The 25,815-nt window shown below is 70.3% G+C and carries 19 protein-coding genes and 2 pseudogenes; 14 read left to right on the plus strand and 7 right to left on the minus strand.

Translation table 11 applies throughout. From position 1 onward, the window contains the following. Window positions 1–13 precede the first annotated feature (13 nt). From AB0M63_RS42500 to AB0M63_RS42520, 5 genes are all read left to right on the plus strand, one after another. Entirely contained in the window at window positions 14–733 is a 720-nt protein-coding gene (locus AB0M63_RS42500) for a class I SAM-dependent methyltransferase (RefSeq protein WP_366023191.1), read from the plus strand. A gap of 65 nt (window positions 734–798) precedes the next feature. Continuing rightward, on the plus strand, window positions 799–1,908 hold the full coding sequence (locus AB0M63_RS42505) for a nitronate monooxygenase family protein (RefSeq protein ID WP_355902694.1): 1,110 nt from the start codon (window positions 799–801) through the stop codon (window positions 1,906–1,908). 86 nt (window positions 1,909–1,994) lie between these two features. Continuing rightward, window positions 1,995–3,545 (plus strand): acyl-CoA synthetase, encoded by a 1,551-nt coding sequence (locus AB0M63_RS42510; RefSeq protein ID WP_366023172.1) that lies wholly within the window; start codon window positions 1,995–1,997, stop codon window positions 3,543–3,545. A 107-nt stretch (window positions 3,546–3,652) separates the two neighbouring features. Beyond that, entirely contained in the window at window positions 3,653–5,149 is a 1,497-nt protein-coding gene (locus AB0M63_RS42515) for an acyl-CoA synthetase (protein WP_366023173.1), read from the plus strand. Window positions 5,150–5,203: 54 nt separating this feature from the next. Then, complete coding sequence (locus AB0M63_RS42520) at window positions 5,204–6,067, plus strand: alpha/beta hydrolase (protein ID WP_366023174.1); 864 nt, start codon at window positions 5,204–5,206, stop codon at window positions 6,065–6,067. On the opposite strand, the gene AB0M63_RS42525 is transcribed toward AB0M63_RS42520, so the two are convergent. Then, window positions 6,036–7,640, minus strand: coding sequence for a sulfatase (locus AB0M63_RS42525; protein ID WP_366023175.1), 1,605 nt, complete (start codon window positions 7,638–7,640; stop codon window positions 6,036–6,038). The two genes, AB0M63_RS42520 and AB0M63_RS42525, sit on opposite strands and share 32 nt — an antisense overlap. Before the next feature lie 954 nt (window positions 7,641–8,594). Then, entirely contained in the window at window positions 8,595–10,214 is a 1,620-nt protein-coding gene (locus AB0M63_RS42530; protein ID WP_366023176.1) for an acyl-CoA synthetase, read from the minus strand. A 167-nt stretch (window positions 10,215–10,381) separates the two neighbouring features. Here AB0M63_RS42530 and AB0M63_RS42535 point away from each other — a divergent pair, with 167 nt between their 5' ends. The 7 genes and pseudogenes from AB0M63_RS42535 (at window position 10,382) to AB0M63_RS42565 (ending at window position 16,791) form a co-directional block, all read left to right on the plus strand. After that, entirely contained in the window at window positions 10,382–11,182 is an 801-nt protein-coding gene (locus AB0M63_RS42535; RefSeq protein ID WP_366023177.1) for a crotonase/enoyl-CoA hydratase family protein, read from the plus strand. A gap of 23 nt (window positions 11,183–11,205) precedes the next feature. Beyond that, window positions 11,206–12,162 (plus strand): OB-fold domain-containing protein, encoded by a 957-nt coding sequence (locus AB0M63_RS42540; RefSeq protein ID WP_366023178.1) that lies wholly within the window; start codon window positions 11,206–11,208, stop codon window positions 12,160–12,162. Beyond that, window positions 12,162–13,208, plus strand: a complete 1,047-nt coding sequence (locus tag AB0M63_RS42545) for a thiolase domain-containing protein (RefSeq protein ID WP_366023179.1) — start codon at window positions 12,162–12,164, stop codon at window positions 13,206–13,208. The genes AB0M63_RS42540 and AB0M63_RS42545 overlap by 1 nt, the downstream gene beginning before the upstream one ends. Then, the gene (locus tag AB0M63_RS42550; RefSeq protein WP_366023180.1) at window positions 13,205–14,371 is read left to right on the plus strand and encodes a thiolase domain-containing protein; all 1,167 of its coding nucleotides are present in this window, start codon (window positions 13,205–13,207) and stop codon (window positions 14,369–14,371) included. The genes AB0M63_RS42545 and AB0M63_RS42550 overlap by 4 nt, the downstream gene beginning before the upstream one ends. An 82-nt stretch (window positions 14,372–14,453) precedes the next feature. Then, complete coding sequence (locus tag AB0M63_RS42555) at window positions 14,454–14,696, plus strand: DUF397 domain-containing protein (RefSeq protein WP_355902674.1); 243 nt, start codon at window positions 14,454–14,456, stop codon at window positions 14,694–14,696. 378 nt (window positions 14,697–15,074) lie between these two features. Continuing rightward, window positions 15,075–15,811: pseudogene (locus tag AB0M63_RS42560) on the plus strand (dienelactone hydrolase family protein). 350 nt (window positions 15,812–16,161) lie between these two features. Beyond that, the gene (locus AB0M63_RS42565; protein WP_366023181.1) at window positions 16,162–16,791 is read left to right on the plus strand and encodes a GNAT family N-acetyltransferase; all 630 of its coding nucleotides are present in this window, start codon (window positions 16,162–16,164) and stop codon (window positions 16,789–16,791) included. A 314-nt stretch (window positions 16,792–17,105) separates the two neighbouring features. Here AB0M63_RS42565 and AB0M63_RS42570 read toward each other — a convergent pair whose 3' ends face one another. The 3 genes and pseudogenes from AB0M63_RS42570 to AB0M63_RS42580 form a co-directional block, all read right to left on the minus strand. Further along, the gene (locus AB0M63_RS42570; RefSeq protein ID WP_366023182.1) at window positions 17,106–17,453 is read right to left on the minus strand and encodes a peptidase inhibitor family I36 protein; all 348 of its coding nucleotides are present in this window, start codon (window positions 17,451–17,453) and stop codon (window positions 17,106–17,108) included. A gap of 349 nt (window positions 17,454–17,802) precedes the next feature. Next, window positions 17,803–17,985: pseudogene (locus AB0M63_RS42575) on the minus strand (IS5/IS1182 family transposase); the annotation flags it as partial. Beyond that, window positions 17,976–18,629 (minus strand): pyridoxamine 5'-phosphate oxidase family protein, encoded by a 654-nt coding sequence (locus AB0M63_RS42580; RefSeq protein WP_366023183.1) that lies wholly within the window; start codon window positions 18,627–18,629, stop codon window positions 17,976–17,978. The pseudogene AB0M63_RS42575 and the gene AB0M63_RS42580, both read right to left, overlap by 10 nt. 195 nt (window positions 18,630–18,824) lie before the next feature. Here AB0M63_RS42580 and AB0M63_RS42585 point away from each other — a divergent pair, with 195 nt between their 5' ends. Continuing rightward, window positions 18,825–21,722 carry an AAA family ATPase gene (locus tag AB0M63_RS42585; RefSeq protein ID WP_366023184.1) on the plus strand — a complete coding sequence of 966 codons (2,898 nt, stop codon included), beginning with the start codon at window positions 18,825–18,827 and terminating at the stop codon, window positions 21,720–21,722. 150 nt (window positions 21,723–21,872) lie between these two features. Next, window positions 21,873–22,370, plus strand: coding sequence for a hypothetical protein (locus AB0M63_RS42590; RefSeq protein ID WP_355902664.1), 498 nt, complete (start codon window positions 21,873–21,875; stop codon window positions 22,368–22,370). Window positions 22,371–22,377: 7 nt separating this feature from the next. Here the strand turns inward: AB0M63_RS42590 and AB0M63_RS42595 are convergent, their stop codons facing one another. Both AB0M63_RS42595 and AB0M63_RS42600 read right to left on the minus strand, forming a co-directional pair. After that, a complete protein-coding gene (locus AB0M63_RS42595; protein ID WP_366023185.1) occupies window positions 22,378–24,348 on the minus strand; it encodes a peptidoglycan recognition family protein in 1,971 nt (656 codons plus the stop codon). A 276-nt stretch (window positions 24,349–24,624) separates the two neighbouring features. Beyond that, window positions 24,625–25,767, minus strand: coding sequence for an aminoglycoside phosphotransferase family protein (locus AB0M63_RS42600; protein WP_355902660.1), 1,143 nt, complete (start codon window positions 25,765–25,767; stop codon window positions 24,625–24,627). Window positions 25,768–25,815: the final 48 nt, after the last annotated feature.

A 25,815-nucleotide genomic window follows, 5' to 3' on the forward strand; every position in this document is an offset into this window, starting at 1 on the left:
CGACTACCACCTGATGTTCCCGGACTGGGACGCGAGCATGGCACGCCAGGCCGAGGCGCTCGGCGGACTCGTGCGCGCCCGGCTGGGCGCGGGGCCGCAGCGAGTGCTGGACTGCTCCTGCGGCATCGGCACCCAGGCCATCGGGCTGGCGAGGGCAGGACACCGGGTGACCGGAAGCGACCTGAGCCCGGCCGCGGTCGCCCGGGCCGCCGCCGAGGCCGCGGCTCGGGGCGTAGTCCTCCCGGTGACGGCGGCGGACATGCGGGCGCTGCCGTTCCGGACCGCCGCCTTCGACGTCGTGGTCTGCGCCGACAACTCGCTGCCGCATCTGCTCACTTCGGACGACGTACGCGCCGCTCTGGTCGGTATGCGCCGGGTCCTGCGCGAGGACGGACTCCTCGTCCTGAGTGTCCGGGACTACGACGGAATCCGCGCCGCCCACCCCGCGTCGGCACCGCCCCAGGTGTCGACGACCGCCGAAGGCCGGGCGATCACCTTCCAGTTGTGGCACTGGCACGAGGACGGCGAGCACTACGACCTGGAGCACTTCCAACTCGTGCCGGACGGGGACGGCTGGGCGGTACGGGTCCGGCGGAGCGCCTACTGGGCCCTGACGCGGCGCCAGTTGACCGATGCCGTGCTCGACGCGGGCTTCACGGACGTCGGTTGGCGCGAGCCGGAGAGCAGCGGCTTCTTCCAGCCCGTGCTCACGGCTCGGCGGGCCCGGCGCTGAGGAAAATCTGACGGAGCATCAGAAAAGGCCTTCCGTCGTCCGGAGGACTGCGGCATTCTGCGCCCATGCAGACGGAGTTGAGCAAGAAACTGGGAGTCGAGCACGCCATCTTCGGCTTCACGCCGTTCCCCGCCGTCGCTGCGGCCATCAGCCGGGCCGGCGGTTTCGGAGTGCTCGGCGCGGTCCGCTACACCGCCCCCGACGATCTCAAGCGAGACCTCGACTGGCTGGAGGCGCACGTCGAAGGGATGCCGTACGGCCTGGACGTCGTCATGCCGGCGAAGAAGGTGGAAGGGGTCACCGAGGCCGAGGTCGAGGCGATGATCCCGGAAGGGCACCGGCAGTTCGTCACCGAGACCCTCGCGAAGTACGGCGTGCCCGAACTCGCCGAGGGCGAGGCGTCCGGCTGGCGCATCACCGGGTGGATGGAACAGGTCGCCCGCACCCAGCTCGACGTCGCCTTCGACTATCCGATCAAGCTGCTCGCCAACGCCCTCGGCTCCCCGCCCGCCGACGTCGTCGCCCGCGCCCATGACCAGGGCGTGCTCGTCGCCGCGCTCGCGGGCAGCGCCCGGCACGCCCGCAAGCACGCGGAGGGCGGCATCGACATCGTCGTGGCACAGGGCTACGAGGCGGGCGGGCACACCGGCGAGATCGCCTCCATGGTGCTCACGCCCGAGGTCGTCGAGGCCGTCGACCCGCTGCCGGTACTGGCGGCAGGGGGCATCGGCAGCGGACAGCAGGTGGCCGCCGCGCTAAGCCTCGGCGCCCAGGGTGTGTGGCTGGGCTCCATATGGCTGACCACCACAGAAGCTGAGCTCACCTCGCCCAAGCTGGTCGAGAAGCTGCTCGCCGCGGGCTCCGGCGACACCGTCCGGTCCCGCGCCCTGACCGGGAAACCGGCCCGTCAACTGCGCACCGAGTGGACCGACGCCTGGGACGACGCGAGCGGACCCGGCACCCTTCCGATGCCGTTGCAGGGCCTGCTGGTCGCCGAGGCGGTCTCACGCATCCAGAAGTACGAGGTCGAGCCGCTGCTCGGCACGCCGGTCGGCCAGATCGTCGGCCGGATGAACAGCGAACGCAGTGTCCAGGCCGTCTTCGACGACCTCACCCGCGGCTTCGAGCACGCCGTCGACCGCATCAACCGCATCGCCGGAAGGAGCGGGCAGTGAGCACACAGGGGGAGAACACACAGGGCGGGGCCACACAGCGCGCGGCCACACAGGGTGGCGTCACACAGAGGGGCGCCAAACAGGGTGTGAGCACACCTCCCGCCGGTTTCTGGGCGCAGGCGGCGCTGGACCCCGACCGTGAGGTCCTCGTCGCTCCCGACGGCGAGGTGTGGACGGCCGGACGTCTGCACGCCGCCACCAACCGACTCGTCCACGGGTTGCGCGCGGCCGGGCTGGAGCGCGGCGACGCCTTCGCGGTCGTCCTGCCCAACGGCGTCGAGTTCTTCACGGCCCATCTGGCCGCCACTCAGGCCGGGTTCTACCTCGTCCCCGTCAACCACCACTTCGTCGCTCCCGAGATCGCCTGGATCGTCGCCGACTCCGGCGCCAAGGTGCTCATCGCGCACGAGCGGTTCGCCGAGCCCGCCCGCCAGGCCGCCGACGAGGCCGGCCTCCCCGCCACCCACCGGTACGCGGTCGGTACGGTCGAGGGCTTCCGGCCGTACGCCGAACTCCTCGACGGACAACCGGAGTCGGCGCCCACCGACCGCACGCTCGGCTGGGTCATGAACTACACCTCCGGCACCACCGGACGCCCCCGCGGCATCCGTCGCCCGCTGCCGGGCAAGCCGCCCGAGTCGGCATACCTCGGCGGTTTCCTCGGCATCTTCGGCATCAAACCGTTCGACGACAACGTGCACCTGGTCTGCTCGCCGCTCTACCACACGGCCGTCCTCCAGTTCGCGGGCGCGAGCCTGCACATCGGGCACCGCCTGGTCCTCATGGACAAGTGGACCCCGGAGGAGATGCTCCGCCTCATCGACCGTGAGAAGTGCACCCACACCCATATGGTCCCGACCCAGTTCCACCGCCTCCTCGCCCTCCCCGAGGACGTACGGGCGCGCTACGACGTCTCGTCCATGCGGCACGCCATCCACGGCGCCGCCCCGTGCCCCGACCATGTGAAGCGGGCGATGATCGACTGGTGGGGCCACTGTGTGGAGGAGTACTACGCGGCCAGCGAGGGCGGTGGTGCCTTCGCGACCGCCGAGGACTGGCTGAAGAAACCCGGCACGGTCGGCAAGGCCTGGCCCATCAGCGAACTCGCGATCTTCGACGACGACGGAAACCGGCTCCCGCCCGGTGAACTCGGCACGGTCTACATGAAGATGAGCACCGGCGGCTTCGCCTACCACAAGGACGAGGCCAAGACGGAGAAGAACCGCATCGGCGACTTCTTCACCGTCGGCGACCTCGGCCTTCTCGACGAGGACGGCTATCTCTTCCTCCGCGACCGCAAGATCGACATGATCATCTCGGGTGGGGTCAACATCTACCCGGCCGAGATCGAGTCCGCGCTCCTCGCCCACCCCGCCGTCGCCGACGCCGCCGCCTTCGGCATCCCGCACGACGACTGGGGCGAAGAGGTCAAGGCAGTCGTCGAACCGTCCCCCGGCCACGAGCCCGGCCCGGACCTCGCCGCCGCCCTCCTCGACCACTGCTCCGAGCAACTCGCCGGCTACAAGCGGCCCAAGAGCGTCGACTTCATCACCGAGATGCCCCGCGACCCCAACGGCAAGCTGTACAAGCGCCGGCTGCGGGATCCGTACTGGGAGGGCCGTGTCCGGCCTATGTGAGGGCGGCGTGCGAGAGGGCGGCGTGTATGGGCCCGGCACATGTGGGCCGGGCCCACCTCGACCACCCGGCTTGACCCGCCCGGGCGTCGGCCCGAGGATCATGTGTCATGACGCCCGGACACGGCAGCACGGTTGACGGGGTACTGCGACGCAGCGCCCGACGCACTCCCGCACGCGTGGCGGTGAACTACGGCGAGCGCTCCTGGACGTACGGCGAACTCGACGACGCCGTCTCCCGCGCGGCGAGCGTGCTCCTCCGCCAGGACCTCGCGCCTGGCGACCGGGTCGGTTCCTACGGCCACAACTCGGACGCCTACCTGATCGGCTTCCTCGCCTGCGCCCGCGCGGGCCTGGTGCACGTACCGGTCAACCAGAACCTCACCGGCGACGACCTCGCGTACATCGTCGGCCAGTCCGGCAGCGCGCTCGTGCTCACCGACCCCGATCTCGCCGGCCGACTCCCCGACGGCGTACGGACGTTGCCGCTGCGGGACGCGGACGGCTCGCTGCTGGAGCGACTGGAGTCCGCGCCGCCGTACGACGGTCCCGAGCCGCGCACCGAGGACCTGGTCCAGTTGCTCTACACCTCGGGCACCACCGCGCTGCCCAAGGGCGCGATGATGACCCACCGGGCCCTGGTACATGAGTACTTGAGCGCGATCACCGCCCTGGACCTGAGCGCAGGGGACCGGCCGGTGCACTCGCTGCCGCTGTACCACTCGGCGCAGACGCATGTGTTCCTGCTGCCGTACCTGGCGGTCGGCGCCACCAACATCATCCTCGACGCGCCCGACGGGGACCGGCTCTTCGACCTGATCGAGGCGGGCCGCGTGGACAGCCTGTTCGCCCCGCCCACGGTGTGGATCGGCCTGGCGAACCGGCCCGACTTCGCGACCCGCGACCTGAGCGGCCTGCGCAAGGCGTACTACGGCGCGTCGATCATGCCGGTGCCGGTCCTGGAGCGGCTGCGCGAGCGGCTCCCCGGGCTGGCCTTCTACAACTGCTTCGGGCAGAGCGAGATCGGACCCCTGGCCACCGTCCTGGGCCCCGACGAGCACAAGGGCCGGATGGACTCCTGCGGCCGACCCGTGCTGTTCGTGGACGCCCGCGTGGTCGACGAGGACGGCAAGGACGTACCCGACGGTACACAGGGTGAAGTCGTCTACCGCTCACCGCAGTTGTGCGAGGGCTACTGGGACAAGCCCGAGGAGACGGCAGCCGCCTTCCGCGACGGCTGGTTCCACTCCGGCGACCTCGCGGTGCGGGACGCGCACGGCTTCTACACAGTCGTCGACCGGGTGAAGGACGTCATCAACTCCGGTGGAGTACTGGTCGCTTCGCGCCAGGTCGAGGACGCGCTCTACACCCACGAGGGAGTCGTCGAGGTCGCCGTCATCGGCCTCCCCGACGACCGCTGGATCGAGGCCGTCACCGCGGTCGTCGTCCCGCGCGGAGAGGTCACCGAGAGCCAACTCATCGACCACGCCCGCGAGAAGCTCGCCCACTTCAAGGCACCGAAGCGGGTCGTGTTCGTGGAAGAGCTGCCGCGCAACGCGAGCGGGAAGATCCTTAAGCGGGAGTTGCGGGAGCGGTTCGGGGGCTGAGCGCCCGATCAACCGGCTTGCGCCGCCCGGTGACCGGCGGTGAGGATCGACGGCATGCCGACCTTCACCGCCACCGACGGCACCGAACTCGCCTACCACGTACGGGGCGTGGGCGAGCCGTTGCTCGTGCTGCCCGGAGGGCCCATGCGGGCCTCCGCCTATCTCGGTGATCTGGGCGGGCTGACCGCGCATCGCCGGTTGATCCTGCTCGATCTGCGAGGCACCGGTGACTCCGCGGCGCCGGCCGACCCGGCGACATACCGCTGTGACCGGCTGGTCGACGACGTGGAGGTGTGGCGCGCCCACATGGGGCTGGACCATATGGATCTGCTCGCCCACTCGGCGGGCGGCAGTCTCGCGATGCTGTACGCGGCCCGGTATCCCGAACGGGTGGCACGGCTCGCGCTCATCACCGCCACCCCATGGGCACTGGACATGCCGGCCACGGCCGAGGACCGGCTCGCCGCGGCCCGGCTGCGGAAGGGCGAACCGTGGTTCGAGGACGCGTTCCCGGCGTTCGAGGCGTGGCTCGCGGGCACCGGGGACTTCGATCCGGTCTTCGAGCCCTTCTTCTACGGCCGGTGGGACGCCGCCGCCGAGGGACACGCCGCGCTCGGGGACGAGCAGAGCGCCGACGAGGCCGCCGACGCGTACTTCGCCGAGGGCGCCTTCGACCCGGCCGCCGCCCGGGCCGCCCTCGCAGGCCTGCCCGCCCCCGTCCTGCTGCTCGCGGGTGAACTCGACGGCGGCCCCCGGCCCGACCTCGTCCGCCGTGCCGCAGACGTCTTCCGGAACGCGGAGTCCGCGGTCCAGCCGGGGGCCGGTCACTACCCGTGGCTGGACGACCCGGAGTGGTTCGTGCGCCGCGTCACCGCGTTCCTCGACGTCACTTCGCCTGGCTCCCGAACGCCGTCATGAAGCGGTCCCGGAACTTGTCCATGCCCAGCACCGGCGCGTTGTCGGCGGGCTTGATCCCGTCCGTCCAGCCCCAGTTGGAGATGCGGTCCAGCACCTTCGGGTCGTGGGCGACGATGGTGATCGGGACGTCCCTGTCGCTGGTGCCGCCGGTGACCGTCGGGACGGGCTGGTGGTCACCGAGGAAGACGAGGACGGTGTTCTTGTTGCCGTAGCGCTGCATCCACTGGGTCAGGCTGTCCACGGAGTACTGGATGGCCTTGCGGTACTCGGTGCGCACGCGCTTGGCGCTCTTCCAGACCTCCGTCGGGTTCGTGCCCTCCTTCTTGATCTGGTTGAAGATCGTGCCGTCCCCGAGCTGGTTCCAGGGGATCGTGTGGGCGATGGGGGACCAGGGGTTGTGGCTGGAGGCGAGGATGATCTCCGCCATGATCGGGTCGCGGTTCTTCTTGCCGTACTCCAGCTTCTCGAAGGACTCCAGGCTGAACTGGTCCGGCACCGGCGTCCAGCTGAAGTACGGACCGTTGTAGCCGAGGTGGGTGGAGTCGTAGATGTTGTCGAGGCCGAAGTACTTGCCCTCGGGCCAGGACTTGCGCACGCCGGGGACGATGCCGACCGTGCGCCAGGCGCCGGTCTTCTGGAAGTAGCTGGTCAGAGTCGCGCGGGTGCTCGTGGTCACGGTGCGGTAGCGCTGCTGGTTCTTGATCCACAGGCCGGACAGGAACGTCGAGTGGGCGAGCCAGCTTCCGGCGCCCGTCACGGGCGACCTGAGCCAGGCGCTGCGCGAGGCGAAACCGGCCGCCTTGAGCCGGGCATCGCCCGCGGCGAGCGTCTTGTCCATCTCCGGTGCCATCGTCGGATCGTCGAGCGCGACCCGGCCGTAGCTCTCGATGAAGGTGAACAGCACGTCCTTGCCACGCAGTCCGGTCAGCAGTTGGTTGGACGGCGTCTTGGCGAAGGCGTCGACGGTGAGCTGCTTCTTGAAGACGTCGGCGTCGCCCAGGCCCTCGCGGACGTACTTCACACGATTGCTGAGGAACTGGCTGTAGCCCTTGGTGGCGAGCGTGACCCCACCGACCTGCACACTCAGGGTGAAGCACATGATCCACACAACACCGAGCACAAGTGTGGTGCGTACGGCCATGGGGCGATGCCTGGCCATCACGTCCGCCAGCCGCACCATCGCGAGCGCGCTAGCCGCGAGCACGACGATCAGCAGGACGATGACCCCGATGATCGCGAGTACCTCGCCCGAGTGCCCGAACGAGTCCTTCATCCAGTCCGCCGCGTCGCTCAGCAGAACCCAGTCGAAGACCAGGTCGAAGGGGCGGGCCAGGGTCTGGTAGAAGCCCATGTCCATGCACTTCAGGACGGTCGTCAGCCCGACGAACGCGCCCAGGACGACAGCGGCGATCCGCCGCGCCCGCGACGGCAGCGCGAGCAGCACGACCGCGAGGATGATCAGCTCCACCGGGAGTCGCAGGAACGACTGGAACGTCATCCGGTCAAGCCGATCCGGCACGACCAGCGCGACGAGCAGCAGCACAGCGGCGAGGACACTCGTACCTACGCCCACGACACGTGCGGCACGTGGATATCGCCGACGCCAGCCGAACAACCCGGCTCGGGCCGGGAGGTGGGCAGCCGGTTCGGCGGCTTCCGGGGGCGTGGCTGATTCGGCGGAGTCGCCGGGCTGAGTCGACTGTGCGGGGTTCTCGGGTTGAGCAGGCTCGGCAGACTGCGAGGGTTGGGCGGATTGCGCGGGCGCCGCCGATTCAGTGATCTCGGCGGGCTGAGCAGATTCCGTCGGTTCGCCAGACGCATCAGGTGCGTCTGGTTCAGCGGGGTCGTCAGGCTGAGTCGACTCCGCGAGGTTGTCGGGTTGAGCGAGTTCGCTGGACGTTGCGGCTGCTGTGGATTCCGCAGGCACGGCTGATTCGGCGGGGTCATCAGGCTGAGTCGGCTCTGCGGGGTTGCCGGCTTGAGCGGATTCTGCGGGTGATGCGAATTCCGCAGACGCGGCCGGTTCAGTGAGGTCGCCGCGTTGCGTCGGCACCGCGGGGCCGCCGGACTCCGTGGGCTCGTCAGGCGCTGCGGGTGCTGCCGGCTCGGCGGACTTGGCTGATTCGTCCGAGTCGATCGCCTCGACAGAAGCAGCGGCCTCGTCCGACCCAGCCACCCCATCCGACCCGGCTACCCCTTCCAGCTCGACCGCCCGGTCCGACGCGGCCGCCTCACCCAAGCCGCTCGCGTCGCCCGATCCCGTCGACTCGGTCGCGCCCGCCAATTCGTGTTGCTCAGGTGGCTCCTGTGGTTCGGGTGATGTGGCGGCCTCCGTCGCCGCTGTCGGATCGGTCTCCCCGGTGGCCTTCTGGTCCGGCGATGGGTGAGAGCGAGTGAAGAGCGGCACCCGAACGTCCTTCCGTGCTGAGCCCGGTGATGGCATGGCGGACCCGGCCCGGGCCACCGGATCCGTCACCACCAGTACGGGCGCACGCTACCGCCAGTTCAACCCAGGGTCGGCACTGGCTCACTCATCCGCCGCGACGGCCACCTCCCGCGCCCACCGGTAGTCCGCCTTGCCGCTCGGGGAGCGCTGGATGGACTCCGAAATCACCAGTTGGCGCGGGATCTTGTAACCGGCCAGGTGAGTGCGGCAGTGCGTCTGGATGTCGTCCAGCGACGGTCGTACCGCGCCCGCGCGCAGTTGTACGACGGCGGCCACATGGTTGCCCCACTTCGCGTCCGGCACCCCGGCCACCAGCGCGTCGTAGACATCCGGATGCGACTTGAGCGCCTGCTCGACCTCCTCCGGATACACCTTCTCGCCACCGGTGTTGATGCACTGCGAGCCACGCCCGAGGACCGTGACGACGCCCTCCTCGTCCACGGTCGCCATGTCGCCCAGCAGCACCCACCGTCTGCCGTCCTTCTCGAAGAAGGTCTCGGCGGTTTTCCGCGGGTCGTTGTAGTAGCCGAGCGGCACGTGGCCGCACTGGGCGACCCGGCCGATCTCACCGACGGCGACCGGCTCGTTGGTGGCCGGATCGACCACCTGGGTACGGGAGTTGACCCGGATGCGGAAGGACTGCCCGGCCCCCGAGTCGGCCGTCGCCGTGCCGTTGAAGCCGGACTCGGACGAACCGTAGTTGTTCAGCAGCATCGTGTTCGGGAGCAGCTCCTGGAACTGCCGGCGCACCGTCTCCGACATGATCGCGCCCGAGGACGAGACACTGAACACCGACGAGCAGTCCGTGCCCTTCATCGGCCCGTTGAGGGCGTCGATCAGCGGCCGCAGCATGGCGTCGCCGACCAGGGACATGCTGGTGACCTTCTCCTTCTCGACGGTCCGCAGCACCTCCTCGGGCGCGAACTTCCGGTGGATCACGATGCGTTGGCCGAAGTTGAAGCCGATGAACGCGGTGAGCGTGGAGGTGCCGTGCATCAGCGGGGGAGTGGGGAAGAACGTGATGCCCGCCCCGCCGGCCGCGACCCGCTCGGCCAACTCCTCCGGTTTCTTGACGGGTTCACCGGTCGGCGCGCCGCCGCCGAGCCCCGAGAAGAACAGGTCCTCCTGGCGCCACATCACACCCTTGGGCATCCCGGTCGTGCCGCCGGTGTAGATGATGAACTGGTCGTCTCCCGAGCGGGCCGGGAACCCGCGCTCGGGAGACCCCGCCGCCTCCGCGTCCGCGAAGGGCACGGCCGGTACGTCCGGGGCGCCTGGTGCCGGTGTCCCCACCCGCACCAGGTGCCGAAGCTTCTCCGTCCGCGGCAGCGCTGCCGCCACCCGCTCGGTGAACTCCGTGTCGAAGACCAGCGCCACGAGATCGGCGTCCCGATAGAGGTACACCAACTCCTCTTCCACGTAACGGTAGTTCACGTTGACCGGTACGACCCGCGCCTTGAGGCAGCCCAGCACCGTCTGCAAGTACTCGATGCCGTTGTAGAGATGGAGCCCCAGGTGCTCACCCGGACGTATCCCGCTGTCGATCAGATGATGGGCGATACGGTTCGCGGCCGCGTCCAACTCCGCGTAGGTCAGGCGGCGTTCCGCGCCCGTGCCCGGGTGGTCGATGTACACGAGCGCCTCGCGGTCGGGGACCACGTCGACGACCGACTCGAACAGGTCGGCAATGTTGTACTCCACCACTCCTCCTGACGTCGGTTCGCCGGTCATCAGAGCAAAGGGCGCGGCAACTGTGAAGGGTCCGCGCAGAAGAAATCTGACTGAGTGTCAGAAACCTCTTGTACTGGCAGGGCACCTCCTGCAACCTGTTCTCGTTCCGGAGGCGGTACGGCGACGGGAGGACGACCATGGGCGGTACGGAACACCTGACCGTGCGGCGCGAGGGCGCCACACTGGTGCTCACGCTCAACAGGCCCGAGGCGAAGAACGCGCTCTCGCTGCCGATGCTGGTCGGCCTGTACGACGGCTGGATCGAGGCCGACGCGGACGACGCGATCCGCTCGATCGTGCTGACCGGCGCGGGCGGCGCGTTCTGCGCGGGCATGGACCTCAAGGCCCTCGCGGGCAAAGGCATGGAGGGCCAGCAGTACCGGGACCGGCTCAAGGCCGACCCCGACCTGCACTGGAAGGCGATGCTGCGCCATCACCGCCCGCGCAAACCGGTGATCGCCGCCGTCGAGGGCCACTGCGTGGCCGGCGGCACCGAGATCCTCCAGGGCACCGACATCCGGGTCGCGGGGGAATCCGCGACCTTCGGCCTGTTCGAGGTCAAACGCGGTCTCTTCCCGATCGGCGGCTCGACCGTCCGTCTCCAACGGCAGATCCCGCGCACCCACGCCCTGGAGATGCTGCTCACCGGCCGCCCGTACAGCGCACGGGAAGCGGCGGACATCGGCCTGGTCGGACATGTCGTGCCCGACGGCACCGCCCTCGCCAAGGCCCTGGAGATCGCCGAACTCGTCAACGCCTGCGGGCCGTTGGCCGTCGAGGCTGTCAAGGCGTCGGTGTACGAGACCGCCGAGCTGGCCGAGACCGACGGTCTCGCCTCCGAACTCAAGCGCGGCTGGCCGGTCTTCGACACCGCCGACGCGAAGGAGGGGGCCCGTGCCTTCGCCGAGAAGCGACCGCCCGTCTACAAGCGAGCCTGACGCTCGCAAGGAGGCAGCCCCTCATGCCCGAAGTCCTCAAAGCTCCCCTGACCCTCGAATTCCCCTTCACCCGCTCCCTCGGCCCGGTTCAGAGCGCCTTCCTCACCGGGCTGCGTGAACGGGTCGTCCTCGGGGTGCGGACCGGCGACGGCCGCGTGCTCGTGCCGCCCGTCGAATACGACCCCGTCACCGCCGAGGAGATCCGCGATCTCGTCGAGGTCGCCGCCGTCGGCACGGTCACCACCTGGGCCTGGAACCACGAACCCCGCCGCGGCCAGCCCCTCGACACCCCCTTCGCCTGGGTCCTGGTCCGCCTCGACGGCGCCGACACCGCCCTCCTGCACGCCCTCGACGCCCCCGGCCCCGACGCGGTCCGCACCGGCATGCGTGTCCGCGTCCGCTGGGCCGGCGAACGCACCGGAGCCATCACGGACATCGCCTGCTTCGAACCGTACGAAGGCAGTTACGAAGGCAGCGAGGCGCACCAACTCGCCGACCACACCGGCGAGTTCGAGGACATGGTCACCGGCATCGTCGCCCCCGCGCGCCTCGACTACGTCTACTCGCCCGGCCGCGCCCAGACCGACTACATCCACGCGCTGTCCGAACAGCGCACCGTCGGCGAACGCTGCCCCTCCTGCCGCAAGGTGTACGTCCCGCCGAGGGGTGCGTGTCCCACATGTGGCGTCGCCACAGCGGAACATGTCGAAGTGGGTCCGCGCGGCACCGTCACCACGTTCTGCATCGTCAACATCAAGGCGAAGAACCTCGACATCGAGGTGCCGTACGTCTACGCGCACATCGCCCTCGACGGCGCCGACCTCGCGCTGCACGGACGGATCGGCGGTATCCCGTACGACCAGGTGCGCATGGGGCTGCGCGTCGAGGCGGTGTGGACCGAGGGTGGGCGTTATCCCGACCACTACCGGCCGACCGGCGAGCCCGACGCGGACTACGACGCCTACAAGGAGCTGCTGTGATGCGTGAGATCGCCGTCGTCGCCTTCGCGCAGACCGACCACCGGCGCACCACCGAGGAACTCTCCGAGGTGGAGATGCTGATGCCGGTGCTGCACGGCGTCCTCGAACAGACCGGCCTCAAGACCGCCGACATCGACTTCACCTGCTCCGGCTCCAGCGACTACCTCGCCGGCCGCGCCTTCTCCTTCACCCTCGCCCTCGACGGCGTCGGCGCCTGGCCACCGATCTCCGAGTCGCACGTCGAGATGGACGGTGCCTGGGCGCTCTACGAGGCGTGGACCAAACTCCTCACCGGCGACGCCGACACCGCGCTCGTCTACTCGTACGGCAAGTCGTCCCCCGGCTCCGTGCGCGACGTCCTCACCCGGCAACTCGACCCCTACTACGTCGCCCCCCTGTGGCCGGACTCCGTGGCGCTGGCCGCCCTCCAGGCGCAGGCCCTCATCGACGCGGGCGACACCGACGAACCCGCGCTCGCCGCCGTGGCGGCCCGCAGCCGCACCGACGCGAGCGCCAACTCCCATGCGCAGATGCGTGGTTCGGTCCCGCAGGGTGACTACGCCGTACGCCCGCTGCGCACCGGCGACTGCCCGCCGATCGGCGACGGGGCGGCCGCCGTGATCCTCGCGGCCGGGGACCGGGCGCGCGAACTGTGCGAACGGCCCGCCTGGATCCGGGGGATCGACCACCGCATCGAGGCGCACAGCCTGGGCGTACGGGAGTTGACCGACTCGCCGTCCACCCGGCTGGCCGCCGAGAAGGCCGGGGCCTTCGAACGGCCCGTCGACACCGCCGAGTTGCACGCGCCGTTCACCGCGCAGGAGGTCGTCCTGCGCAAGGCGCTGCGGCTCGGGGACGACGTACGCGTCAACCCGTCCGGCGGCGCCCTGGCCGCGAACCCGGTCATGGCCGCCGGGCTGATCCGCATCGGCGAGGCCGCCGCCCGCATCCACCGGGGCGAGTCCGACCGGGCCCTCGCCCACGCCACCTCCGGCCCCTGTCTGCAACAGAACCTGGTCGCCGTACTCGAAGGGGATCCGCGATGAGCAAGGAGCCCGTGGCCGTCGTAGGCATCGGCCAGACCAAGCACGTCGCCGCGCGCCGGGACGTGTCCATCGCGGGACTCGTCCGTGAGGCGGCCCGACGGGCCCTGGACGACGCCGAGTTGACGTGGGCCGACATCGACGCTGTCGTCATCGGCAAGGCGCCCGACTTCTTCGAGGGCGTCATGATGCCCGAGCTGTACCTCGCCGACGCGCTGGGCGCCGTGGGAAAACCCATGCTCCGGGTGCACACCGCAGGCTCGGTGGGCGGCTCGACGGCCCTGGTCGCCGCCAATCTCGTCGCGGCCCGCGCGCACGGCACCGTCCTCACCCTGGCCTTCGAGAAGCAGTCCGAGTCCAACGCCATGTGGGGACTGTCCCTGCCGATCCCCTTCCAGCAGCCGCTCCTCGCCGGTGCGGGCGGCTTCTTCGCCCCCCATGTGCGCGCCTACATGCGGCGCACCGGGGCGCCCGACACGGTCGGCTCCCTGGTGGCGTACAAGGACCGGCGCAACGCGCTGAAGAACCCGTACGCGCATCTCCACGAGCACGACATCACCCTGGAGAAGGTCCAGGCCTCGCCGATGCTGTGGGACCCGATCCGCTACTCCGAGACCTGTCCCTCCTCGGACGGCGCCTGCGCGATGGTCCTCACCGACCGGGCAGGAGCGGCCCGCGCCCCACGTCCGGCGGCCTGGATGCATGGGGGCGCCATGCGTAGTGAACCCACACTGTTCGCCAGCAAGGACTGTGTGTCACCGCAGGCCGGCAAGGACTGCGCGGCCGATGTGTACCGGCAGGCGGGGATCGCCGATCCGCGCCGGGACATCGATGCCGTAGAGATGTATGTGCCGTTCTCGTGGTACGAGCCCATGTGGCTGGAGAACCTCGGGTTCGCCGACGAGGGAGAGGGCTGGAAGCTCACCGAGTCGGGGGTGACCGAGCTGGACGGCGACCTTCCCGTGAACATGTCAGGGGGAGTGCTCTCGACCAATCCGATCGGCGCCTCGGGCATGATCCGCTTCGCGGAGGCCGCCCTCCAGGTCCGCGGGCAGGCCGGAGAACACCAGGTGGAAGGCGCCCGGCGGGTTCTCGGGCACGCCTATGGCGGCGGATCCCAGTTCTTCTCGATGTGGCTCGTGGGCAGCGAACCGCCCGCCTCCTGAAAGGTCCCCCTCACGTGGCCTGTTGGCATCAGAAACCGATCGCTAGGCTGGCCGCGGACGACGAATCGGGAGGAGCACGGACGTGGCCGAGAGCACCATCCAGCAGCACCCGCTTGCGGGCTGGGAGAAGCCGGAGCTGGACCTCAGTGACGCCGATTGGCACTCAGGCAGCCGTGGACTGGGGGATGTCCAGATCGCTTTTGTCGAGGGATTCATCGCTATGCGCAACAGCGGCCGCCCGGAAAGCCCTTCCTTGATCTTCACGCCCGCGGAATGGGGCGCGTTCGTGTCGGGAGCGCGGGAAGGGGAGTTCGACCTGACGTGAAGGGTGTTTCACCCGTTTTGCCGGACGCGTCATGTGGAGTGCGTTGCGGCGCGTGAACCAGTCGGAAAGGGCTTGGGCGTACGCCCTGAGTGGCCGTGGGCTTCTGACGGTGGACAAAGGCAGCGTCGCTGCCCGTGGCGAGGTGACCGAGCCGGCTGGTTCTTTCTCCGGCCTGGCGGTCACCCCGGCGACCCGGCGTTTGTCGACGACACCGGGTCGTCGGTGCCGTCCGAGCATTCGACGATGCCGTACAGCGAAGCCCTGAGCTCCCGGCCCCCGTCACCCATGCGACTCAGTGTCATTGGTGGTGATGTTGACCGTCTGCCAGCGGCAGAACACCGGCCGGATCGGGCTCGACGATCACTACGGTCCAGTCCCATGACGAAGATTACGACGCGTACGGTGGAGTACCCGGCCGACGGTCTGACGATGATCGGGCACCTCGCGCTCCCGGCCGGTGCCAACCGTCGCCCCGCGGTGCTGCTCGGACCGGAGGGCATGGGGCTCAGCGACGTCGAGCGCCGCCGGGCCGATGCTCTCGCCGAGCTGGGATATGTAGCGCTGGCCTTCGACCTTCACGGCGGGCGCTATTTGGCTGACCCCGAGGAGATGCTGGCCCGTTGCCTGCCACTGCTCGCTGATCCCGACCGGATGCGGGGCATCGGCCATGCGGCGCTCGACGTGTTGCGCGCCGAACCGCGGACCGACCCCGACCGGATCGCCGCCGTCGGCTACGGCACCGGGGGCGCCGTCGGGCTGGAACTCGGGCGCGACGGCGTCAGCCTGCGCGCGATCGGGACAGTCAACGCACTGACCACCGGCCGACCGGGCGAGGCGGCGCGCATCCGCTGCCCGGTGTGGGCCGGGGTCGGGTCGGAAGACCCGATCATGCCGCCCGCGCAACGGAACGCGTTCACCGCTGAGATGCAGCTGCGGGCGTCGACTGGCGCCTCGCGGTCTACGGCGGCGCCTTGCACGCCTTCCACCACCCGCCGGTCGACCACCCCGTGGTTCCAGGCGTCGGCTACCACTCACGGCACGCGCAGCGAGCCTGGCGCGATGTCGTCGATCTGCTCGCCGAGTGCCTGCCCGTGACGGAGGATCTGGGGGCATGACCCAGGTGAGCATGCTGGCGCCGGGCCCGGTCCGGATGCTCGATCGCGGAGACGCGGTCGCCCGGCACGTCGGAGCGCGACCCTTCCGCCCGCCGTCGAAGGTGAGTCCGAGCGCATCAGGGCTTCAAGACCATCTTCGGGTTCGCGGTGAAGAACCTTCAGTTTCCCTGAACTCACGGGCCTCGCGGGGCTCCAGGAACATCTGGTAAGCACGGCGCGTGGAGGAACTTGCACGACTCAGCGATATCGAGCGGGCCGCGGCCGGCGACGGGCTGACAATCTGGGCCGCCCAGGGGCAAGGCGATGGCAGCCTGGGGCCAGGGGTACGGGCTTGGCGCCACGGTGCGGCGGTGGCGGTGGCCAGCCCCAACTCGCAACAGGATCGGCTCGCGGTCCGGGGCGACAGTGCCGACGCGGCCGTACTGGTGACGCGGGTATGGGAGGAGGTCGGCCCGTCCTACCGGCTCTTGGGGGAGGCTGCCTTGATCGATGTGCTGTTGCGTCGATTGACCGTCCTGGAGCTGGTCCACCACTTCTTCTGGATGGAGACCATGTTGCCCTCCGGTGCCGCTGGCGCGGGTGCGCGGTGGCTGGACGCCGGCGAGGAGAAGGCGGCGACGGCGCTGTTCGACCGCTTCTTCCCGGACTCCTATGCGCAGCCGGAGCGCGCGGGTGTGCGCCGGTGGGCCGGGGTCCTCGGCGAGGTGGACGGTGGCGCCGGGGCGGAGCCGTTGGCGGTGGCGGCGGACGCGTGGTCCGCGGCCGGGTGCGGGTTCATGGGCGGAGTGGTCACCCACCCTGCAGCCCGCGGGCGCGGCCTCGCGCGGGCGGTGTGCGGCTTCGTCGTGGATGCCCTCGTCAACCAGCACGGCCGCGCCTCTCTCATGGTGCTCACCCGCAACGCGCCGGCCGTCGCCACGTATGAACGCCTCGGTATGACCAAGCGTCTGTTCGGAGCGGCGCACATTCCGGCCCGGTGAGGCCGAGACCCACCGCGGCAAGCCGATGCTGGACGGCGCCCACATGGAGTGGTCACTGGCGGCCAGACAACTCCCTGCCAACTGGCCGCCAGTGGGAATCTCAACTGGCCACTGTCATGGCCGGCCCGTTCGACGGAGTTCCGTTTCTCGTACGGCTCTTCGTCGCATCCGCCAGGCTGCCCGCAGCGTGAGCCTTCGCGCCGGCGGGCGGCCTGGCTGTGGCCTTCTCCGGGATCATGCGCCGGATCCTCGGCGTCGCAGATACGCCCAACGGGGCCGTTGTTCGATCAATCGTGCCCTATCCCCGTCGCCTCTCAGCAGGGCTTCACCCACCAGACCCATGACCAGTCGGCGGAGGCGTCCGAGTCGTAGGCACCACCATCCGTCCAGCGCGTCACGTGGTCGGAACTCCTGAATTGTGCGCGGGTTCCAGGGGTCTGGTTGTTGATCCACGAACCCAGACTCGACCATGGCATGTCGTATTCGGTGCAGTTGTACATGAGTATCGGGGTGCCGGTGAAATTTGCTCCCGGGTAGGCGCAGAAGTACTTGTACGGGCAGCTGGCCGCCGCTGTTGAGGCGGTCCCGGCACTGTGTGTCGCTGCGCCGGCGGTGGAGGCCATGGTGAGGACGGCCGAAAATCCGGTGGCGACTGCCACCATGCCACGCACCCACGTCCGACGGCTCCCGCCGCGGTTTTCGGTCATAGTCAAACTCTCCTCGAAGAGACCCTGTCGGTTGACTTCACCGAATCTAGGGACTGCCGAAGGAACGACGCCAACCTTTCGACCTCACCCGAATTGAGCGGCTGCCCGCTTCCCGCCGTGTGAGTTCATCGGTAAGGTCTGAACTTTGACACAGCCTTGAGACCGCTCATGAATTACGTGCTGGGCCGGGCTCGGCTTTATGGATTCGTCGCTGGTCACGTTGGGTGGAATGCAGTGAGAAGCCCTGGCAAAGGCGTCGGACGTTTCTGTAGGTGATGAGACAGGCGGCGAGGCCGAGGAGGGGCTCGTGGATGTCGTCGCGTCGTTCCCAGCGGATGTGCAGGCGACGGAATCCGCGCAACGAGGCAATCGTCCTTTCGACGACGTACCGGGAGATGCCCAGGCCCGTACCGTGGGGCTGGCGTCGCTCCGCGACCACCGGGAGGAGTTGGGCGACGTCGTTGCGGTTGCCGCCGGTCAGCGACACCGCGGGCCCTGCCGGTCCGGGACCCGCGGTTTGCCCTCGACCAGCTTCGGCGCCGGCTCGGGCAGCAACGGCTCGATCAGCGACCGTAGTTCGTCCGACACGATCCACGGTCGCGACTGGACTCGCTGAGGTTGGACACCCATACGGCGCCGTCGTGGTGCACGGACACGCCGGGTCGCCGACCCCGCCCGCACCGCCGGCCCTGTCCTCAGGAGATGGCGAACCCCGCCCGGTCGAGAGCAGCGTGCGGGCGAGCGCGTCGATGACGGACGGGCTGGGCCGGGTCTCCGTGCCGCGCTCCAGGCGCGCCACCGGACGGCAGACCGACATCCTCGGGTGTCACGCGGGTGGCTCGTCGTCGAGCCGGGCCAGTGACTCCTTGACGGCCGTAGGAAGTCCGCCGCGCTGTCCTCCTCGCCCGCCGCCACGGCCGGACCACGCACCCGGATCTGACGGGCCAACGACGACCAGTAGAACGGCAGGGCGGCAAAAGGCCGTTGGGCGGGATCGCGGGCCTTGACACTGCCGGCGTCCGATGCGAACCGCCAGCCGTCGGGCCCAACGCCCTTGAGGATCAAGGTCCGTGCCGTCGGATTCCCGTCGGCCCGGGCCGACGAGTCCGTCATCGCGTACGGCTCGCGCACACCTGCCTCGGACGCGCAGCAGTTGCCGTAGGTCGTCCGTCGCCCACTGCCCCCGACGACTCAGGAGCACCGGCCGGTACGCCTTCGCCGACTAGCGGGTCGCGGCACCCCCGGGAAGCGTACGCTGAGGTCCCTGTAGCTCACGGTGTGCGGTCGCTCCCCGCGCGGGCGCACCACCGTGGCAGGGGGTATGGGATGGGGCAGCGGAGCGCACGCAGCAGAAGGACGCTTTTCGAACGTGAGAGTGAACTCACCGCCGTGGACGAGGCGTTGGGCGAGCTCACCGGTCTGCGCACGGACGGAGCGGAACGGGAGGACCGGCCTCGCGGCGCCCTGCTCGCCTTCGCGGGACGAGCCGGCATCGGCAAGACCACCCTCCTTGCGGAGGTGCGCCGCCGCGCCGCCGCCCGGGGCTGCACCGTGCTGTCCGCGCGGGGTGGCGACCAGGAACAGCGCGTCGCCTTCCACGTCGCCCGCCAACTGCTGCAACCGCAGTTCGCGGCGTCGGGCGACGCCGATCTCCGTGACGCGCTGGGGAGTTGGTACGACATCGTCGGGCCGGCCCTCGGACTGTGCGCCCCCACCGAAGGCTCCCCGCCCGACCAGCAGGGGCTGCGCGACGGCCTCGACTGGGTGCTCACCCACCTCGCGGTGAAACGGGCCCCGATGGTTCTCGTCCTCGACGACGCGCACTGGGCCGACCCCGAATCCCTGGGCTGGCTCGCCGCGTTCGCACCCCGCGCCGAGCAACTCCCGCTCCTGGTCGTCGTCGCCTACCGGCCCGACGAACTCCCCACTCACGCCGAGTCGTTCAGGGGACTGCCGGGCCGGGCCGGCGGACGCCCCCTCGACCTCGAACCGCTCAGCGCCCCGGCCGTCGCCGACCTGGTGCGGGAGACCCTCGGTGAGCACGCCGACGACGCGTTCTGCCACGAGTGCTGGGCCGTCACCGCCGGGAACCCCTTCGAGACCGTCGAACTCACCGCGAAGATCCATGACCGGGGTCTGACACCGACCGAGGCCGGGGCGTACCTGCTGCGCGACCTCGCCGCCGCCGTCAAGGGCAGCGGCCTCATCACCCGCCTCGAACGGCTCGGCACATCGACCGTCCGCTTCGCCTGGGCCTGCGCGGTCCTCGGCACCGCGACGCACCCGGCCCTCGCCGCCGCCGTCGCCGGACTCGGCCACGAGGAAGCAGCCGACGCCGCCGACGCGCTGCGCGGCGCCCGGATCCTCACCGGCACACCGACCGACGCGGGCACCCTCGAATTCGTCCACCCGCTCATCGCCACCGCCGTCTACCGGGCCATCCCGGCGGGCGTCCGGGTCGCCCTGCACGGCCAGGCCGCCTGGTGCGTCATCAACGACGGCCAGGGCCCCTCCGCCGCCGCCCGCCACCTCATGGAGACCCACCCCGACGGCGACAACTGGGTCGTCCAGCAACTCCGCGCGGCAGCCGGCGAAACCCTGCGCGCGGGCGCCCCCGACACGGCCCGCAGCTACCTCGCGCGGGCCCTGCGCGAACCCCCGCCCTTCGACGACCGGGCCGCCGTCCTCTACGAACTCGGCAGCGCCTCCCTGCTCACCGAACCGGCGACCACCGTCAACCATCTGCGGGCCGCCCTCGAAGAGCCGATCAGCGACGCGGGTCTGCGGCAGAACATCGTCTACCGCCTCTCCCAGGTCCTCGCCCACAGCGACCGCCTCGCCGAGGCCTCCGACACGCTCGCCCGCGAGATCCGCGTCACCGGCGACGCCCGGGTCAAACTCCGCATGCTCTCCGAGCAGTTCATGTGGGACGCCTTCCGTGCCGACGAGCCGGACCACCCCTCCCGCTCGCGCCGCCTCACCAAACTCGCCGACCGCCTCAAGGGCCGCGACCTCACCGAGCGGTACATCATCGGCCTGCGCACCTGGGACGCCGTACTCCGTGGTGAACCCGCACATGTGGCCCTCCACCATGCCGAACGCGCACTGAATGGTGGCCTCGGCTGGGCGGAAGCCGATCGCGGGTTCGAGGTGCCGGTGCTGGTGGCACTCGCCCACATGTACTGCGACCGGCCGGGCCGGGCCGAGGAACTGTTCGCCACCGGCATCGCCGACTTCGAGCAACAGGGCTGGCGCGGCGCACATCTGGCCTTCGGCTACACACTCCTCGGCTACCTCCGCTACCGGCGCGGTCGGCTCGCCGAGGCCGATGACTTCGCCCGCGCGGGCCTGCGCCTCGCCGAGCGGGTCGGACCCGGCACCCCCGTCTACTGGTACGGCACGGGCATCCTCATCGAGGTCCTGCTGGCCCGCGGCCGAGTGGCGGAGGCGGCCCGGCTCGCCGAGGACCACGCCTTCGCGGAGCCCTTCCCTGCCGCCGTCGTCTTCCCGGACGCGCAGACCGTGTACGGCGAACTGCTGCTGGCGCGCGGCCGCACCAAGGACGCGGCCGAAGAACTGGCCGCAGCCGGCCGCCGCCTGGACCCGCGCGGAATCCGCAACCCCGCCTGGTGCCCCTGGCAACTCCACCTTGCCCGCGCCGAGAGCCACGACACCCCTGAGCGCGCCGTCGCCACCGCCCACGAAGCGGTCGCCCGCGCCCGCCAGTTCGGCACCCCGTCCGCCATCGGCCAGGCCCTGCGCATCGCCGCCGAGGTCTCCTCCGGCTCAGCGCGCGCGAAGCTCCTGGAGGAATCCGTCGCGCACCTGGAACGCTCCCCGGCCGCCTACGAACTCGCCTGCGCCCTGGTCGCCCTCGGCACCGAACTCCGCCGCACCGGCCGTTCCGAAGAAGCCGCCGAACACCTCTACCGCGGCCTCGACGCGGCCGTACAGTGCGGCGCGGACGGCCTCGCCGACACGGCCCGCGCCGAACTCGCCGCAGCGGGCCTGCGCCCCCGCCGCCTCCACAGCACGGAGACGGACACCCTCACGACCCGCGAACGCACAGCGGCGACCCTTGCGGCCGACGGCCACACCGACCCCGAGATAGCCGTAGAACTCCACACGGACGAACAAACAGCGGTACGTCTGCTCTCAGCGGCGTACCGAAAACTGGGCACAGACCGCACAGGCCTGGAAACAGCACTGATCAAACCGACATAGGGCCAAACCCCCCAAGGGGCGCGGGGCTGTGCCAATGTGCGGCTCCGCCGCGTGGGCGCACCTAGCCTTCACACACCCGCACCAGACCACACACCCGCGCCTACCACCGCCCCACCGCCGGACGGCACCCGCACCCCGTACCATGGCTTCATGTCGTTCCTCCGCCGCCGCAGCGCCACCCCCGCCGGGCCCGAATTCGACGTCCTGGCCATGGACCCGGGCGACTGGCCCGGCAACCTCGGTGCCGGTCTGCTGCCCGCGCCCGACGGCAGTTGCCAGGGTGTGTTCCTGCGCTACGACCTCTTCGGCGGTCGCGGCCCCGCGATGGTCATCGGCAATCTGCCGGAGGGCTCCCCGGCCCGTGACATCGCCGAGGACGAGGTCCCCTTCGAGGTCGCCCAACTGCTTCTCGCGCTGGAGAACGACGAGGAGGTGACGGTCGTGGGCACCGAGGACATGCCGGTGATGCAGGGCGACAACCTGCTGATCGTGCGCCGCCTCAAGCTCTCCGAGAGCCGGATCTCCTGCGTTCAGTTCGACCGCAGCGACAATGTCCTGGTCACCATCGCCGCCTGGGACCGCCCCATCACGGACGACCTCTACGCCCTGCTGAAACCGCTCCCGGCGGAACTGTTCCAGCAGGGCTGAGGCCCGGCTACCGGCCCGACCGCGCCAGCGTCACATCGGCGGCCCGGACGAACTCCACCCGGTGGCCGTACTGGATCTCGTAGTAGAGATCCTTTCCTACGACGACCTTGTGCGAGTCGGTGGTGAAGGTGACCGCGTAGTAGTACTCGCCGGGCACCCTGTCACCGACCACGTACTTCTGGCCCTTGAGCAGGGTGTACGGCAGCGGGGACACCGCCTGGACGGGCACTCCCGTCGGATAGGCCGAGGCCTCCGGGTAGGCGCGGCCGTACACCGGGACGCTGTCCACACCGGCCTTCGGAGTCACCACCAGGCCGGCCGCCTTCACGGCGGTGGGGTGCTTCTTCGGGTTCTTGAACCAGGCCTCCTGGCCCAGGTACCAGATCGCCGTCCAGTCGCCGGAGCGGTCGGCCACCGCGTACTGCTGGCCGGTGGACACCCGCGACGACAGGTCGTTGACCCCCGTCGTCGGGGTCGTACCGAGGCCGATGTCCTTGATCAGCGGATAGGTCTCGCCGGGCCCGGAGTACAGCCTGACCTCGCTGGACCCGTGTGCCGCGCACGGCTGGCCCGCGGTGACGCAGCCCGTGTACACCGGCTGGTTGGTGGCGTAGTCGGGACGGATGGTCACCAGGCCGCCGCCCTTCTTCGCGGTCTGCTCGAAGGGGTGTCCCAGCAGGGTGAAGTAGTGCGCCCAGTCCCAGTACGGGCCCGGGTCCGTGTGCATCCCGGGGATGGTGGACGTGGTCGGACCCGGCACGGTGTCGTGGCCGAGGATGTGCTGCCGGTCCAGCGGGATGCCGTACTTCTTCGTCAGGTACTTCACCAGGCGTGCCGACGACCGGTACATCGCCTCCGTGTACCAGGCGTCCGGCGCGGCGAGGAAGCCCTCGTGCTCGATGCCGATCGACTTGGCGTTGATGTACCAGTTGCCCGCGTGCCAGGCCACGTCCTTGGCCTTCACATGCTGGGCGATCAGACCGTCGGTGGAGCGGATCGTGTAGTTCCACGACACATAGGTGGGGTCCTGGACCAGGTTCAGGACACCGTCCCACTGGCCCTCCGTGTCATGGACGACGATGTACTTGATGCTCTGCGACGCGGGACGGTCGCCCAGGTCGTGGTTGCCGTAGTCGTTGTCCCCGAACTCGGAGTACGGCGCCGGGATCCACTCGCAGGACACCTTCTTCGGGCACTCCGTGCCGTCGGCGGAGACGGTACGCAGCCCGGTCTCCCGCAGTTGCGCGGTGTCGGGCGCCAGGCCCGGCCGGGCGGCCAGGGCGACCCGCTGCCCGGCGTCCGTGGTGCGTTCCTCGCCGGTGTGGATGACGTCGTAGACATCGTTGGCGAAGGAGGCCGCGGTCGCCGTGTCGTCGGCGCCGGAGAAGCGGGCGATCGCGCCGTACCACTCGGCCGGGTCCGCGCTCAGCGGCTCGCCCAGGCTCTGCTGCGCGTCCGCGAGCAGCGCCGCGCCGCCGGCCACGTTCGCCGCCCCGTCGGTACGGAGGTCGGCTGCCGGAAGGCCGGTCAGCTCGGCCGCCTTCGTCAACGTCCGCAGACGGGCGGGGAGTTGGGAGTTCGCCGGGATCCGCGCGATGGGGTGCAGGGCTGAGCGGGCGCTGTCGCCGCGTGCGTCCTCGGTGCCCTCGCTCAGGTGCTCCGTCGTGGCGAGGGCGGTGCGGGCGTCCGTGAGGTGCATCGGGCCGTAGCCGCCGGTCACACTGGGCGCTCCGCCATGGGTGTCCCAGCGGGACTGCAGGTAGGAGACGGCCAGCAGCACGGTCTGCGGTACGTGGTACTCGGCTGACGCGGAGGCGAACGCCTGCTGGAGCGTGGAGGCGGAGGCATCGGTGGCGCTCTGCGACGGGGCCGCGCCGAGCAAGGGCAGCAGCAGGGCGGCGGTGGCGAGCGCGCCGGCGGATCTTCGCGCGCGTCTGTGTCCGGGAGAGCGGTTGGGGTCGGTCGTGGATCCTCGCAATGCAGCCTCCAGGGACGGTGGGGGGACGAGCCGTACGGGGCCGGGCGTGCGTCAGTGGTACCGGCTGGCCGACGATCCGTCAATCATGCCCAGAGGGAGGCGATTTCCCATGTCAACAGGGGATACGAGGAGTTTCGTGGCGGCGGCTTTCGGGCCTGCGGGGCGTCAGTGGAGTACACCAATGAGCGAGCCATATATAGGGGAGCCACATGTGGCCGCGACATACAAAAGTCCGCGGTGCGCCGTTGCAGGGCGCACCGCGGACCGTCGTCCCCGTCAGCGGGTGCCGACCGCCGCGCGCACGGCCCGTCGGGCCAACTGGCAGTCGTCGTGCAGCCGCCGCAGCAGCAGCCGTTGCTCCTCGCCGGACGGCGCGGCACCCGGGTGGGCCGGACCCGGTGCCGCCGGGGTCGTGTCGTGCATCGAACGCTGCACGGCCATCTCGTAGGTGCGGATCTCCCGGGTCAGCACCAGCATCAGGTTCACCAGGAACGCGTCACGCGACGCCGGTCCCGCCGACTGCGCGATCTGACTGATCTGCCGCCGCGCCACCGGCGCGTCCCCGAGGACCGCCCACAGCGTGGCCAGGTCGTAGCCCGGCAGATACCAGCCCGCATGCTCCCAGTCCACCAGCACTGGACCGGCCGGTGAGAGGAGGATGTTGGACAGCAGGGCGTCGCCGTGACAGAACTGGCCCATGCCCTGACGGCCCGCGGAGTGCGCGATGCCGTGCAGCAGCTTCTGCAGGTCTCCCATGTCCCGGTCGGTGAGCAGCCCCAGCTCGTGATACCGGGAGATCCGGGCCGCGTAGTCCAGCGGGGCGTCGAAGGTGCCCGCCGGCGGCCGCCAGGCGTTGAGCCGGCAGATCGCGCCGAGCGCCGCCCTGATGTCCGCCCGCGGCGGGGCCTCCGCCGGGTGCCGGTGCAGCGCCGCCACCCGGCCCGGCATCCGCTCGATGACCAGCGTGCAGTTGTCCGGATCCGCCGCGATCAGCCGCGGCACCCGCACCGGCGGGCGGTGCCGGACGAACGAGCGGTACGCCGCTATCTCGTGCCGGATCCGCTCGGCCCACGCGGGGGAGTGGTCCAGTAAACACTTCGCTACGGCCGTGCTGCGTCCGGTCGTTCCGACCAGGAGCACGGAGCGCCCGTTGCGGCGTAGCACCTGCACCGGAGTGAACTCCGGGCAGATCCGGTGCACCGACGCGATGGCCGTACGCAGCTGGGCGCCCTGAGGGCCGGACAAGTCGAGTCTCCCGCTGAGCGGTTGGGTGCCGATCCCCGGAACGCGCCGCGGCCTGCCCGCACCGAGCACGGGGCCGGCCGCCGGGCGCGCCGGGTCGAGGTAGGGGCCGCCGGCGCCCGGGCGGGGGTGCAGCGACCGGGGCGGGGCGGACACGGAGGACGATGCTGTGTACATGGGAGAGACAGATCCCTTCGTGTGCCTGCAGTGCCTGTCCAAGCAAGC

This window comes from Streptomyces sp. NPDC051576 (assembly GCF_040681835.1).
Lineage (GTDB): Bacteria > Actinomycetota > Actinomycetes > Streptomycetales > Streptomycetaceae > Streptomyces.

Bases quoted from the DNA above. Each gene is read 5' to 3' on its own strand.
- AB0M63_RS42520 (WP_366023174.1), top strand. From the start codon at position 5,204: ATGCCGACCTTCACCGCCACCGACGGCACCGAACTCGCCTACCACGTA.
- AB0M63_RS42540 (WP_366023178.1), top strand. From the start codon at position 11,206: ATGCCCGAAGTCCTCAAAGCTCCCCTGACCCTCGAATTCCCCTTCACC.
- AB0M63_RS42550 (WP_366023180.1), top strand. From the start codon at position 13,205: ATGAGCAAGGAGCCCGTGGCCGTCGTAGGCATCGGCCAGACCAAGCAC.
- AB0M63_RS42585 (WP_366023184.1), top strand. From the start codon at position 18,825: ATGGGGCAGCGGAGCGCACGCAGCAGAAGGACGCTTTTCGAACGTGAG.
- AB0M63_RS42505 (WP_355902694.1), top strand. From the start codon at position 799: ATGCAGACGGAGTTGAGCAAGAAACTGGGAGTCGAGCACGCCATCTTC.
- AB0M63_RS42500 (WP_366023191.1), top strand. From the start codon at position 14: ATGTTCCCGGACTGGGACGCGAGCATGGCACGCCAGGCCGAGGCGCTC.
- AB0M63_RS42590 (WP_355902664.1), top strand. From the start codon at position 21,873: ATGTCGTTCCTCCGCCGCCGCAGCGCCACCCCCGCCGGGCCCGAATTC.
- AB0M63_RS42600 (WP_355902660.1), bottom strand. From the start codon at position 25,767: ATGTACACAGCATCGTCCTCCGTGTCCGCCCCGCCCCGGTCGCTGCAC.
- AB0M63_RS42545 (WP_366023179.1), top strand. From the start codon at position 12,162: ATGCGTGAGATCGCCGTCGTCGCCTTCGCGCAGACCGACCACCGGCGC.
- AB0M63_RS42535 (WP_366023177.1), top strand. From the start codon at position 10,382: ATGGGCGGTACGGAACACCTGACCGTGCGGCGCGAGGGCGCCACACTG.
- AB0M63_RS42570 (WP_366023182.1), bottom strand. From the start codon at position 17,453: ATGGTGGCAGTCGCCACCGGATTTTCGGCCGTCCTCACCATGGCCTCC.
- AB0M63_RS42515 (WP_366023173.1), top strand. From the start codon at position 3,653: ATGACGCCCGGACACGGCAGCACGGTTGACGGGGTACTGCGACGCAGC.